Origin of the sequence: Hoeflea sp. 108 (genome assembly GCF_000372965.1) — a bacterium.
Taxonomy (GTDB): Bacteria; Pseudomonadota; Alphaproteobacteria; order Rhizobiales; family Rhizobiaceae; genus Aminobacter.
Genome location: NZ_KB890024.1, coordinates 2,569,155 through 2,581,129 on the forward strand (window position 1 = coordinate 2,569,155; position 11,975 = coordinate 2,581,129).

General features: G+C 64.0%; 13 protein-coding genes. 3 read left to right on the forward strand and 10 right to left on the reverse strand.

The annotated features are described in order from the left end of the window. The 3 genes from ntrC to dusB are packed head-to-tail and all read right to left on the reverse strand — an operon-like array spanning position 1 to position 3,625. Positions 1 to 1,458, reverse strand: coding sequence for a nitrogen regulation protein NR(I) (gene ntrC, locus B015_RS0112620; protein ID WP_018428060.1), 1,458 nt, complete (start codon positions 1,456 to 1,458; stop codon positions 1 to 3). Continuing rightward, a complete protein-coding gene (locus B015_RS0112625) occupies positions 1,455 to 2,600 on the reverse strand; it encodes a nitrogen regulation protein NR(II) (RefSeq protein WP_018428061.1) in 1,146 nt (381 codons plus the stop codon). The genes ntrC and B015_RS0112625 overlap by 4 nt, the downstream gene beginning before the upstream one ends. Next, positions 2,597 to 3,625 carry a tRNA dihydrouridine synthase DusB gene (gene dusB / locus B015_RS0112630; protein WP_018428062.1) on the reverse strand — a complete coding sequence of 343 codons (1,029 nt, stop codon included), beginning with the start codon at positions 3,623 to 3,625 and terminating at the stop codon, positions 2,597 to 2,599. The genes B015_RS0112625 and dusB overlap by 4 nt, the downstream gene beginning before the upstream one ends. 155 nt (positions 3,626 to 3,780) lie before the next feature. Between dusB and B015_RS0112635 the strand changes: the two genes are divergently transcribed. The 3 genes from B015_RS0112635 to B015_RS32175 are packed head-to-tail and all read left to right on the forward strand — an operon-like array spanning position 3,781 to position 6,012. Further along, a complete protein-coding gene (locus B015_RS0112635) occupies positions 3,781 to 4,989 on the forward strand; it encodes a bifunctional 2-C-methyl-D-erythritol 4-phosphate cytidylyltransferase/2-C-methyl-D-erythritol 2,4-cyclodiphosphate synthase (RefSeq protein WP_026227214.1) in 1,209 nt (402 codons plus the stop codon). Next, the gene (locus B015_RS0112640) at positions 4,986 to 5,468 is read left to right on the forward strand and encodes a CinA family protein (RefSeq protein WP_018428064.1); all 483 of its coding nucleotides are present in this window, start codon (positions 4,986 to 4,988) and stop codon (positions 5,466 to 5,468) included. Before B015_RS0112635 ends, B015_RS0112640 begins: the two co-directional genes overlap by 4 nt. A gap of 16 nt (positions 5,469 to 5,484) precedes the next feature. After that, positions 5,485 to 6,012, forward strand: a complete 528-nt coding sequence (locus B015_RS32175) for a hypothetical protein (RefSeq protein ID WP_157632720.1) — start codon at positions 5,485 to 5,487, stop codon at positions 6,010 to 6,012. A gap of 24 nt (positions 6,013 to 6,036) precedes the next feature. Here B015_RS32175 and B015_RS0112650 read toward each other — a convergent pair whose 3' ends face one another. From B015_RS0112650 to B015_RS0112680, 7 genes are all read right to left on the reverse strand, one after another. Continuing rightward, on the reverse strand, positions 6,037 to 6,498 hold the full coding sequence (locus tag B015_RS0112650; protein ID WP_018428066.1) for a type II toxin-antitoxin system RatA family toxin: 462 nt from the start codon (positions 6,496 to 6,498) through the stop codon (positions 6,037 to 6,039). Between the two features lie 12 nt (positions 6,499 to 6,510). Beyond that, positions 6,511 to 7,473 (reverse strand): lipoyl synthase, encoded by a 963-nt coding sequence (gene lipA, locus B015_RS0112655; RefSeq protein WP_018428067.1) that lies wholly within the window; start codon positions 7,471 to 7,473, stop codon positions 6,511 to 6,513. Between the two features lie 9 nt (positions 7,474 to 7,482). Continuing rightward, the gene (locus B015_RS0112660; RefSeq protein WP_018428068.1) at positions 7,483 to 7,767 is read right to left on the reverse strand and encodes a GlsB/YeaQ/YmgE family stress response membrane protein; all 285 of its coding nucleotides are present in this window, start codon (positions 7,765 to 7,767) and stop codon (positions 7,483 to 7,485) included. A gap of 91 nt (positions 7,768 to 7,858) precedes the next feature. Beyond that, positions 7,859 to 9,304: a dihydrolipoyl dehydrogenase gene (lpdA, locus tag B015_RS0112665; RefSeq protein WP_018428069.1), complete on the reverse strand. Its 1,446-nt coding sequence runs from the start codon at positions 9,302 to 9,304 to the stop codon at positions 7,859 to 7,861. A 15-nt stretch (positions 9,305 to 9,319) separates the two neighbouring features. Next, on the reverse strand, positions 9,320 to 9,901 hold the full coding sequence (locus B015_RS0112670) for a GNAT family N-acetyltransferase (protein ID WP_018428070.1): 582 nt from the start codon (positions 9,899 to 9,901) through the stop codon (positions 9,320 to 9,322). 1 nt (position 9,902) lies between these two features. After that, complete coding sequence (locus B015_RS0112675) at positions 9,903 to 10,541, reverse strand: SGNH/GDSL hydrolase family protein (protein ID WP_018428071.1); 639 nt, start codon at positions 10,539 to 10,541, stop codon at positions 9,903 to 9,905. A 72-nt stretch (positions 10,542 to 10,613) separates the two neighbouring features. Beyond that, positions 10,614 to 11,969: a pyruvate dehydrogenase complex dihydrolipoamide acetyltransferase gene (locus B015_RS0112680; RefSeq protein WP_018428072.1), complete on the reverse strand. Its 1,356-nt coding sequence runs from the start codon at positions 11,967 to 11,969 to the stop codon at positions 10,614 to 10,616. Positions 11,970 to 11,975: the final 6 nt, after the last annotated feature.

Sequence of the window (11,975 nt, forward strand, 5' to 3'; positions counted from 1 at the left end):
TCAGGCCGGCCGGGCGCCCTTGTAGACGTTGACGCCGAGCTCGCGGATCTTCTTGCGCAGCGTGTTGCGGTTGAGGCCGAGCAGCTCCGCCGCCTTGATCTGGTTGCCGCGCGTGGCGGTCATTGAAGCGAGCACCAACGGATATTCGACCTCGGCAAGGATACGTTGGTAAAGCCCAGGCGGTGGCAGGTCCCCGGCGAACATGGCGAAGTAGCGCTGGAGGAAATGCTCGACCGCCTGACCGACCGACAGGTCGTCGGGGATCAGATTGCCGCCGGGCACCATCGGCTGCTCGCCGGTCTTGAGTTCCTGCTCGATGATTTCGGCCGAAATCTCATCCTGCGGGTAGAGCGCCGCAAGCCGCCGCACCAGGTTTTCGAGTTCACGCACATTGCCCGGCCAGGGATAGCGCTTCATCAGCTCGACACCGCCCGACGAGATGCGCTTGGCCTGCAAGCCTTCGCTCACGCCCTGCTTGAAGAAATGCCGGACAAGATCGGGAATATCCTCGGATCGTTCGCGCAACGCCGGCAGGCGCAGCGGCACGACGTTGAGGCGGTAGAACAGGTCTTCGCGGAACAGGCCCTGGTTGATCAGCGCCCTGAGATCCTTGTTGGTGGCGGCGACTATGCGCACATCGGTCTTGATCGGGGTGCGACCGCCGACCGTGGTGTATTCGCCCTGTTGGAGAACGCGCAGCAACCGGGTCTGCGCTTCCATCGGCATGTCGCCGATCTCGTCGAGGAACAGCGTACCGCCCTCGGCCTGCTCGAAGCGGCCGGTTGAACGGTTCTGCGCCCCGGTGAAGGCGCCCTTTTCGTGGCCGAAGAGTTCGGATTCGATCAGGTCACGCGGGATGGCGGCCATGTTGATCGCCACGAACGGCCCGTTGCGGCGGCGACCATATTCGTGGAGCGCGCGCGCCACCAGTTCCTTGCCGGTGCCCGATTCGCCCGAGATCATGACCGTAAGGTCGGTCTGCATCATGCGCGCCAGCATGCGGTAGATGTCCTGCATCGCCGCAGAACGGCCGACCAGCGGCATGGCGTCGGGCTGCTCCTCATGGCGCGCGTCGATCTTGGGCCGGCGCGGCTCGGCCAGGGCCCGGTTGACGATCGAGAGCAATTCGGTGAGATCAAACGGCTTGGGCAGGTATTCGTAGGCGCCGGTCTCGGACGCCCGGATCGCCGTCATGAAGGTGTTCTGGGCGCTCATGACGATGACCGGCAGTTCCGGCCGGGCCTTCTTGATGCGCGGCAGCATATCGAAGGCGTTCTCGTCGGGCATGACCACGTCGGTGATGACGAGATCGCCCTCGCCGGCCGCCACCCAGCGCCACAGGGTCGCCGCGTTGGAGGTGACGCGGACATCGTGCCCCATGCGCGACAATGCCTGGTTGAGCACCGTGCGGATGGCGGCGTCGTCGTCGGCGACGAGGATATGTCCGCGCACGCTCATCGGTGGTCTCCTTCGCGTTCGCCCTGCTGGTGCACGGGCAGTTCCTTCCAGGCAGGCATCAGCACGCGAAAGGTGGTGCCGCGCGGAGACGAGTCGCATTCGATCATCCCGCCATGGTCTCCGACGATCTTGGCGACGAGCGCCAGGCCCAGGCCCGAGCCGTTCGGCTTGGTGGTGATGAACGGGTCGAACAGGATCGGCAGGATGTCTTCGGACACGCCGGGGCCGTTGTCGTGAACACAGAATTCGAGTGGCAGCGATACGCGGTCCTGCGTGCCGGGAATCGACATGCGGATGCCCGGGCGGAAAGCTGTCGACAGCGTGATCTCGCCGCCGGGAACGTGGCCGATCGCCTCGGCTGCGTTCTTGACCAGGTTGAGGAACACCTGGATCAGCTGGTCGCGATTGGCGTACACTGGAGGCAATGAAGGATCATAGTCCTCCAAAATCTTGATTCCGTTTGCAAAGCCATTTCTGGCGATCGCCTTCACATGGTCGAGGACGACATGGATATTGACCGGATAGCGGTCGATCGGCCGCTCGTCGGAGAACACCTCCATGCGGTCGACAAGCGAGACGATACGGTCGGTTTCGTCGGTGATCAGCCGCGTCAGCGCGCGGTCTTCGTCGGATGCCGAGAGTTCGAGCAGCTGTGCGGCGCCACGAATGCCTGAGAGTGGGTTCTTGATTTCGTGGGCGAGCATGGCGGCAAGGCCGGTGACGGAGCGCGCAGCCCCCCTGTGGGTCATCTGGCGGTCGATCTTGTCGGCCACCGAGCGCTCCTGGAACATCAGCACGACAGAACCGGGCAACTCCGGCACCGGCGAGACATAGATGTCGACCATCTTCTCGATGCCGAGCCGCGGCGACGAGACGTCGACGCGGTATTCGTTGACCTGCGTGTCGCGCTCGCGCACCTGCTCGACCAGGGTCAGGATCGGGCTGCCGAACGGCAACAGCTTGGACAGCTCGCTGCGTGCAAGCACCGTGGCGCTTGAGCGGAAGAAGTCCTCGGCCTCGGCATTGGCGAAGGTGATGAAGTTGCCGGGTCCGATCATGATGACCGGGCGGCGGATCGTGTTGAGTACGATCTGGGCGGCATCGTCGCCCTTCACGGAAGCCGGCACAAAGCTGGAGCTCATGCCGCATTCCTTTCGCGGAGACTTTCGCCAAATGATGTAAGTGCCTTACGCAGCGACGAAATCACTTGCGCGGGCTCGAAGGAGGTGAGCACGCCGCGGCGCAGGTCATCGGAGACACCGCTGGTGTGGCGGTCGAGATACCAGCCGAGATGCTTGCGTGCCTGGCGCAGGCCGCTTTCGGTGCCATAGAGCGCCAGCATGTCTTCATAGTGGGCCACGGCATAGTCGGCCATATCTGCAACAGATGTTGGCACGCCGGCAGCCTCGGCCCCTTGAGCGGCAGCGGCGATTGCGCCGGCGGTCCACGGAGCGCCGTAATGCGAGCGGCCGGCCATGACGGCATCGGCACCCGATTGTGCAAGAATTTCGGCGGCATCTTCGGGCGTCGCCACGTCGCCATTGGCAACCACGGGGATGCCAACCGCCTGCTTGACACGGGCGATCGCCCGCCAGTCGGCCTTGCCCTGGTAGAATTGGCAGCGGGTGCGACCATGGACAGTGACCATGCGCACGCCGGCCTGCTCTGCGCGGCGGGCCAATTCGGGCGCGTTGAGCACGTCGTCGTCCCAACCGAGCCGCATCTTGACCGTTACCGGCACCTCGACAGCCTCGACCACCGCGTCGATCAACGTCAGTGCAAAGTCGAGATCGCGCATCAGAGCCGAGCCGGCATAACCGCCGGTGACCTTCTTGGCCGGGCAACCCATGTTGATATCGATTACATCGGCACCTTCGCCGACGGCGATGCGGGCGGCTTCGGCCATGTGGGCAGCCTCGCGACCGGCAAGCTGGACCATATGAACAGGCAGGCCGGAATGGCGGATGCGGAAGCCGCTCGAGCCCCGGCCCTTGGCGAGTTCGCCGCTGGCGACCATCTCCGACACGACCAGGCCTGCACCATGCGCATAGGCGCGCGTGCGGAACGCCTCGTCGGTCACCCCCGACATCGGCGCGAGGAAGACACGATTGCGGATCGTCACGCCGCCGATTGCCAGCGGTTCCCCGAGTTTCGCAAGATCATTCATGCACAAAAACAAAGCACCATCCGTCTCTGCACAATGAGTAGACAGGTTCAGGCCATTGTGCAACTGCGAAATGACAGGCGAATGAGGCCCTTTCGGGATTTCTCTGGCCTTCTCCGATGCGCGCGACTAAGCCTCTCCGGATGAATTCGAAGCCTTTGCCGACCCGTATTGATTCAACCGTCGCCGCCGTGATCGTCGCGGCAGGACGGGGCGAACGTGCTGGTCAGGCGGACGGGCCAAAGCAATATCGCAAGATCGGCGGCAAGGCCGTGATCTGGCACACGCTGAAGGCGTTCCTCGAACATCCCCGCGTTGGCCCGGTGGCGGTCGCCATCCATGCCGATGATGGCGATCTGTTCACGGCCGCGGCCGGCGAATTCGCCTCGCGCGTCACCACTGTCGTCGGCGGCGCGACACGGCAGGACTCGACGCGTTTTGCGCTGCTTGCCTTGCAGGAGGCCAAGCCGGCGGCCGTGCTCATCCATGACGGCGTGCGGCCATTCATTGGCCCAGAGGTCATCGACCGGACCATATCGGGCATCGACGAAAAGCACGGCTCGCTGCCGTCCCTACCCGTCTCCGATACGCTGAAGAAAGAGGCCTTCGACCGGACGGTGGCGGAAACCGTGCCGCGCGGTGGCCTGCATTCGGCGCAGACCCCACAGGGCTTTCCCTTCGAGCAGATCTTTTCCGCGCATCAGCGCGCCTTTGACGCGGGCCGCACCGATTTCACCGACGACTCGGCTATTGCCGAATGGGCCGGTATTCCCGTCCGGCTGGTGCTCGGCTCGCCTGACAACGTCAAACTTACCTGGGCACGAGACATCACCATGGCCGACCAGCGCCTTTCCGGCCAGATGCCGCATTTCCCCGACGTCCGCACCGGCAACGGCTACGACGTGCATTCCTTCGAGGCCGGCGACCACGTCACGCTGTGCGGCGTGAACATCCCGCATACGAAAAAGCTGAACGGCCATTCGGATGCCGACGTCTGCCTGCATGCACTGACCGATGCGCTTCTGGCCACCTGCGGCGCCGGCGACATCGGCACGCATTTCCCGCCTTCGGACCCACAGTGGAAAGGTGCCGCATCGCGCATCTTCGTCGAGCATGCGGCCGCAATCGTGCGCTCGCGCGGTGGCCGCATCGCCAATGCCGACATCACGCTGATCTGCGAGGCACCACGCGTCGGACCGCATCGCGCCGCCATGACAGCCGAGCTCGCCGACATGCTGCGCATCGCGCCTGAGCGCATCTCGATCAAGGCTACGACCAACGAAAAGCTGGGTTTCGTGGGGCGCGAGGAAGGCATCGCGGCGATCGCTACGGCCAGCGTGGTCTATCCGGGCGAATTGCCGGAATGAGCGACACGTCCGCCCTCGCCTCGGCCCTGCTCGACGCCTGCCTCGCCGAGGGCATGACGATCGCGACGGCCGAAAGCTGTACCGGTGGCATGATCATCGCGGCCCTGACCGATATCGCCGGCTCATCTGCCGTCGTCGACCGCGGCTTCATCACCTATTCCAACGAAGCCAAAATGGACATGCTCGGGGTTTCCCAGGAGACGCTGAAGGCGCATGGCGCGGTATCCCGCGAAACGGCGCTTGAAATGGCAGCCGGTGCCCTCGCCCATTCGCGCGCCAGCCTGGCGCTCGCCGTGACCGGCGTTGCCGGGCCGGGAGGCGGATCGCCGGAAAAGCCCGTCGGGCTCGTCTGGTTCGGCGTGGCGCGGAACGGAGTTCCTGCCGAAGCCGAATTTCGCCTGTTCGAGAACAAGGGCCGCGATTTCATCCGCCACGAGACGGTCAGAACGGCCCTGGGGCTCGGGCTGCGGGCGATCTAAGATCGGGAGGCCACGATTGGCTGTTGCCGACGGTCCATTGGCTCGCGGTACTCGTTGGTGGTTGGCGCTGCTTCTTGGCAGTCTTCTAGCTCAGCTTAATCCCACGCTTGCAGAGTCGCCCGCCATCGACAAAAGCGACCAGGACGAGCTGGAAACTACGCAGGGCAAACAAGGCCACATCGACGCACCGATTCAGGCCACGTGCGACCTGCCAACACGTCCGCCAAAAGGAACGGTAGTCGACATATACTGGACCCAAGGCCCCGAGAACAAACGTGTGGTCGTGAGCGAAGTCGACCACTACGTCGACCTGAACCTGGTCATCGAAACGTCGGGCTATGCGCAGGGCGACTGCGTCGAGGCGAAAATTCGGGCCGACGATGGCCAGGAGATCGTGGACGGCCTCAAGGAAATCGTCCTTCGAGGAACGGTGGACGACGCAGGAATTGCCTACTTCAGAGAGCCGCTCAGGGGATACACGCTCAACCTTTCCGGCCAGAGCCCGGATGATCCTTCCGACGCCTCGCGGTCCGCACCCAACTAGCCGATCCCGATCAATGAGCGACCATCAGGCCGACTTCACCGGCCCGTAAATCGCGTCGGCGCGCTTTTCGAAGGCTTCGGCGAACATGCGGAAGGCGCGGTCGAACATCGTGCCCATCAGAGCGCCGAGGATGCGGCTCTTGAATTCGTAGTCGATGAAGAATTCTACCTTTGCCCCCCCATCGGGCGAAGCCAGAAACTTCCATTCATTGGTCAGGTAGCGAAACGGGCCGTCGAGATATTTGACGTCGATGGTGTGTTCGGCAGGCGTGAGCAGCACCTGCGTGGTGAACGTCTCCCGGATCGCCTTGTAGCCGACGGTCATGTCGGCGACGAGAATCTCGCGGCCGTCGCGCTCGCGCCGCGAGCGCACGTTGAGCCCCTCGCACAGCGGCAAGAACTCCGGATACTTCTCGACGTCGGCAACCAGCGCGAACATCTCTTCCGGCGAGTGGCTGACGTGCCGCGTGGTCTCGAACTTCGGCATCGGAAGCGAACGTCAGGCCTTCCTGGCCAGCATGGCCTCGCGCGCGGCGCGCAACTTGGCGAAATCGTCGCCGGCATGGTGCGACGAGCGCGTCAGCGGGCTGGACGCGACGAGCAGGAAGCCCTTGGTCTTGCCAACGGTGGCGTAGGAGGCGAACTCCTCAGGCGTCACGAACTTCTTGACCGGATGGTGCTTCTTCGACGGCTGCAGATACTGGCCGATGGTCATGAAGTCGACATTGGCCGTGCGCAGGTCGTCCATCAGCTGGAGGATTTCGTTCCGTTCCTCGCCGAGGCCGACCATGATGCCGGACTTGGTGAAGATCGAGGGATCAAGCTCCTTGACCCGCTGCAGCAGGCGGATCGAGTGGAAATAGCGCGCGCCAGGACGAACGGTCAGATAGTTCGACGGCACGGTCTCAAGATTGTGGTTGAAGACGTCGGGACGAGCGGCAACGACGATCTCGAGCGCGCCTTCCTTACGCAGGAAGTCCGGCGTCAGGATTTCGATGGTGGTGGTCGGCGTCAGCCGGCGGATGGCATGGATCACGTCGGCGAAATGCTGGGCACCGCCGTCGGCCAGGTCGTCGCGGTCGACCGAAGTGATGACGACGTGAGTCAGGCCCATCTGGGCGACGGCCTTTGCCACGCTCTCCGGCTCATTCGGGTCGAGCGGCGTCGGGATGCCAGTGGCGACATTGCAGAACGCGCAGGCGCGGGTGCAGATCTCGCCCATGATCATGAAGGTGGCGTGCTTCTTTTCCCAGCACTCGCCGATGTTGGGGCAGCCGGCCTCTTCGCAGACGGTGACCAGCTTGTGCGACTTCACGATTTCGCGCGTTTCCTGGTAGCCGCGCGACACCGGCGCCTTGACGCGGATCCAGTCGGGCTTGCGCAGGACCTCCTGGTCGGGCCGGTGGGCCTTTTCCGGGTGCCGCGTGCGCGGACGGTCTTTGAGATCAAGCACGGTGACCATCGGTTCTTCCTATCGTGGCCGCGCCGGTTGCGAGCGGCCGAAAATCCAGAGCAGGATCACTGCGCCACCGACGGCGACCAGCAGATTGCCTGCAAACCCGTAATAATGGATGCCGAGCAGACCCGCCAGAGTGCCGCCGACGAAGGATCCGGCAATCCCGACGAGAATGTTGGTCAGGAAGCCATGATCGCGGTTCATCGTGCGTTCGGCGATGTAGCCGGCAAGGAAACCGACGAGCAGCATGCCGAAGAAACCGACACCCGGCATGCCGAGAATTCCGCTGCTCTCTTCCATCGCTCCACTCCGGCGTCGCCGGCCATTCCACTTGGTTCAGGGCATATAGTGGCAACGGGCGCGTCGCGAAAGACGAGCCCGCGCGCGGCACTTATGCATTCAGCGCACGCCCATAGGCGTCGAGCACGCTTTCTTTCATCGTTTCCGAGATCGTCGGATGCGGGAAGATGGTGTGCATCAGCTCTTCTTCGGTCGTCTCCAGGTTCATCGCCACGACAAAACCCTGGATCAGCTCGGTAACTTCAGCGCCGACGAGGTGCGCGCCGAGCAGCTGGCCGGTCTTCTTGTCGAAGATCGTCTTGACCATGCCCTGGTCCTCGCCGAGCGCGATCGCCTTGCCGTTGGCGACGAAGGGGAAGCGGCCGACGCGGATGTCCTTGCCTTCGGCCTTGGCCCTGGCTTCGGTCAGGCCGACGGAGGCGACCTGCGGATTGCAGTAGGTGCAGCCCGGGATCTTGAGCTTGTCCATCGGGTGCACATTGGGCAGGCCGGCGATCTTCTCGACGCAGATGACCGCCTCGTGCTCGGCCTTGTGGGCCAGCATCGGCGGGCCGGCAACGTCGCCGATGGCATAGATGCCCGGCACATTGGTCTTGCCGTAGCCGTCGATGACGATGCAGCCGCGGTCGGTCTTCACGCCGAGCGCTTCGAGGCCGATGTTTTCGATATTGCCCTGGACACCGACGGCCGAGATCATGCGGTCGGCGGTGATCTTCTCGATCTTGCCGTCCTTCATCTCGACATGGGCCGTGACCGAATTGGCGCCCTTCTCGACATTGGTGACCTTGGCCTCGAGATGGATCTTCATGCCCTGCTTTTCGAACTGCTTCTTGGCGAAGGCTGAGATCTCGGCATCCTCGACCGGCATGACGGCAGGCATGACCTCGACCACGGTCACGTCGACGCCCATGGTGCGGTAGAACGAGGCGAACTCGATGCCGATGGCGCCCGAACCCATGACAAGCAGCGACTTGGGCATTTCCGGCGGCACCATCGCCTCGAAATAGGTCCAGATCAGCTTGCCGTCGGGCTCGATGCCGGGCAGCGCGCGCGGACGGGCGCCGGTGGCGACGATGATGTGCTTGGCCGAGTAGGTGCCCTCGCCCAGCGTGTTCTTGGGCAGCGGCGCCTGCGGTTCCATCGGCTTCTTCGACGACTTGGAGACGACGATCTGGCCGGGCTTGGTGAGCTTGGCTTCGCCCCAGATGACGTCGACCTTGTTCTTCTTCATCAAGAAGCCGACGCCGCCATTCATGCGCTGGGCGATGCCGCGCGAACGCTCGACGATGGCCTTGAGGTCGGGCGAGATCGAGCCTTCGAGCTTGAGGCCGTAGTTCTTGGCGTGCTCGGCAAGGTGCAGCACTTCGGCCGAACGCAGCAGCGCCTTGGTCGGGATGCAGCCCCAGTTGGAGCAGATGCCGGCAAGGTGCTCGCGTTCGACAACCGCCGTCTTGAGGCCGAGCTGGGCCGCACGGATCGCAGCGATATAGCCGCCCGGACCGGAGCCGATGATGATGACGTCGTAATTCTCAGCCATGAGTGTGCCTCTTGTTCAGGTCGCGCTGCGCGTGAGCAGCACCCAGTCGTGTTGCTTGCTGTTGTCGTCGATCGGTACGGATGCCAGACGCGCCGCTTCCGCAAATCCCCTGGATTTGTAAAGGCCGAGCGCCACTTCATTGGTGCTTTCGGTGATCAGGCTGACCGGGCGGCCTGCGGCACGCGCCAGTTCATGGTCGAGCAGTTTGCGGCCGATGCCGTGTCCACGGTGATGCAGATACACACCGACGCTGTCGATGAACCAGTGGCCGATGACCTGCTGCTGCAGCTTCAAAATCGGTTCGAACACCGGATGCGGCGCCGTCTCATCGGCAAAGGACGGATCGACGAGATGGCCGATCACCACGCCGGCGGTCTCGCCCCCCACCTCGGCGAGGCTCGCGTCCTTCCATCCGGCGCGCTCTTCGTCGCGGCGCAACTGGTTGCGCCCATGTTCAAGCGCGGTCTGTGCGGTGCCATCGAGCACCGCACCATACCAGAGCCACGAGGCGATGCCGTGCGACGACAGGTCGACAAGGATCGCCAGTTCGGCCGCGTCGCGCCTCTCGGCACGGCGTATGGTGACTTGGCCGGCCAAATCAGAGCTCCAGCATCACGCGCACGACCGGAGCAAGTGCCTTGCCGATGGCGCGCGTGTTGCCGGCGTCGAGATGCACGCCATCGAGCGGCGTTGTCACCGCAACCGAGCCGGCGTCGAAGAAACCGCAACCGATCTCGTCGGCCAGCGCCGCATAGAGCGGCGCAAGCTTGTGCGAGGCCTTGTCGCCGCCGGCAAACATGTCCTTGAATTCGGCATTGTCGGTACGGCTGACGGCAGGCGGCGACACCAGCAGGATTTCAGGCGTAGGGTAGTCCATGCCGTGGTCGTAGCTCCTGACGATGGACACCAGCCGCGCCATGCCCTGCTTGGCGGCGAGCGGATTGCCATGGATCCATGGTTTCATGTCGTTGGCGCCGAGCATTATGACGACGAGATCGATCGGCGTATGCGTGCCAAGGACGGTCGGCAAGGTGCGTGCGCCGTTGCGGTCGGTGGCCGCGAGATGATCATCGAAGGCGGTGGTGCGGCCGTTCAGACCCTCGGCGATGACATGCACGCCCTGCCCGAGTTCCGCCTGCAGCACGCTCGGCCAACGGTCTTCGAGCGCATGGCGGCCTGGGCCCGCGGCATCGTAGCCCCAGGTCAGCGAGTCGCCGTAGCAAAGAACTGACTTCATGAAAGGGTCCCCAATCCTAGCCTTTCGACCAGCAAGGCGAATGCCCTCCTCGCGGACGAGGAGGGCCGATGCTTAGACCAGCATGCCCATCGGGTTTTCGATAAGGCGCCTGAAGGCCGATAGAAGCTCGGCACCCAGCGCGCCATCGACAGCGCGGTGATCGGTCGACAGCGTCACCGACATCACGTTGGCGATCTTGATCTCGCCATTCTTCACCACGGCCCGCTCCTCGCCCGCGCCGACAGCCAGGATGGTGGCATGCGGCGGGTTGATGACGGCGGAGAAGTCCTTGATGCCGAACATGCCGAGGTTGGACACGGCACTGGTGCCGCCCTGATACTCTTCCGGCTTGAGCTTGCGGTTGCGAGCCCGGCTAGCGAGGTCCTTCATCTCGTTGGAGATGACCGACAGCGTCTTGATGTCGGCCTGGCGGATGATCGGGGTGATCAGCCCGCCCGGGATCGACACGGCAACACCGACATCGGCGTGCTTGTGCTTGACCATGGCCTGGTCCGTCCATGACACATTGGCATCCGGGACGGCCTTGAGGGCCAGGGCCATCGCCTTGATGATCATGTCGTTGACCGACAGCTTGTAGGCGGGAACCTCGCCCTTCTCAGTCTTCACGCTCGGTGCTGCGGCGTTGAGTTGGGCGCGCAGTGCCAGCAGCGCATCGATGTTGCAGTCGAGCGTGAGATAGAAATGCGGGATCGTGCTCTTCGCCTCGACGAGGCGGCGGGCGATGGTCTTGCGCATGTTGTCGTGCGGAATGAGCTCGTAGCTGCCTTCTTCGAACAGCTTGAGCACATGGTCGTCAGGCATGCCCTTGGCTCCGGGCGCAGCAGCCGGGGCTGCTGGAGCCTTGGCAGCAGGTGCAGCCTTGGCGCCGCCACCCGAGATCGCGGCCTCGACGTCGGCCTTGACCACGCGGCCATGCGGCCCGGTGCCGGTCACGGCCGAGATGTCGACATTGGCATCCTTGGCGATGCGGCGTGCGAGCGGCGAGGCAAAGCTGCGACCATCGCTGGCCGGTGCAGCAGCACCATTGGCGTGAACCGCGGCAGGCTGTGCTGCCGGGGTCGGCTGCGTCGCGGCCACAGGCGCAACAGGAGCCGCCGCCGCGACCGGCGCTTCGGCCTTGGCAGGCGCAGCAGCGCCGCCCTTGGCGGCAGCGCCGACATCCTCGCCGTCGCCGGCAAGAATGGCGATCAGCGCGTTGACCTTGACGCCCTCGGTGCCGGCCGGAACCAGAAGTTTGGCGACCGTGCCTTCATCGACGGCTTCGACTTCCATCGTTGCCTTGTCGGTTTCGATCTCGGCGATCACGTCGCCGGGCGAAACCTTGTCGCCTTCCTTGACCAGCCACTTCGAAAGGTTGCCCTCTTCCATGGTCGGCGAAAGGGCAGGCATGGTGATATTGATCGGCATGATGAC

Coding starts and splice junctions, on each gene's coding strand:
- B015_RS0112650 (WP_018428066.1), bottom strand. CDS start 6,498: ATGCCGAAGTTCGAGACCACGCGGCACGTCAGCCACTCGCCGGAAGAG.
- B015_RS0112660 (WP_018428068.1), bottom strand. CDS start 7,767: ATGGAAGAGAGCAGCGGAATTCTCGGCATGCCGGGTGTCGGTTTCTTC.
- B015_RS0112675 (WP_018428071.1), bottom strand. CDS start 10,541: ATGAAGTCAGTTCTTTGCTACGGCGACTCGCTGACCTGGGGCTACGAT.
- ntrC (WP_018428060.1), bottom strand. CDS start 1,458: ATGAGCGTGCGCGGACATATCCTCGTCGCCGACGACGACGCCGCCATC.
- dusB (WP_018428062.1), bottom strand. CDS start 3,625: ATGAATGATCTTGCGAAACTCGGGGAACCGCTGGCAATCGGCGGCGTG.
- lipA (WP_018428067.1), bottom strand. CDS start 7,473: ATGGTCACCGTGCTTGATCTCAAAGACCGTCCGCGCACGCGGCACCCG.
- B015_RS0112640 (WP_018428064.1), top strand. CDS start 4,986: ATGAGCGACACGTCCGCCCTCGCCTCGGCCCTGCTCGACGCCTGCCTC.
- B015_RS0112680 (WP_018428072.1), bottom strand. CDS start 11,969: ATGCCGATCAATATCACCATGCCTGCCCTTTCGCCGACCATGGAAGAG.
- B015_RS0112625 (WP_018428061.1), bottom strand. CDS start 2,600: ATGAGCTCCAGCTTTGTGCCGGCTTCCGTGAAGGGCGACGATGCCGCC.
- lpdA (WP_018428069.1), bottom strand. CDS start 9,304: ATGGCTGAGAATTACGACGTCATCATCATCGGCTCCGGTCCGGGCGGC.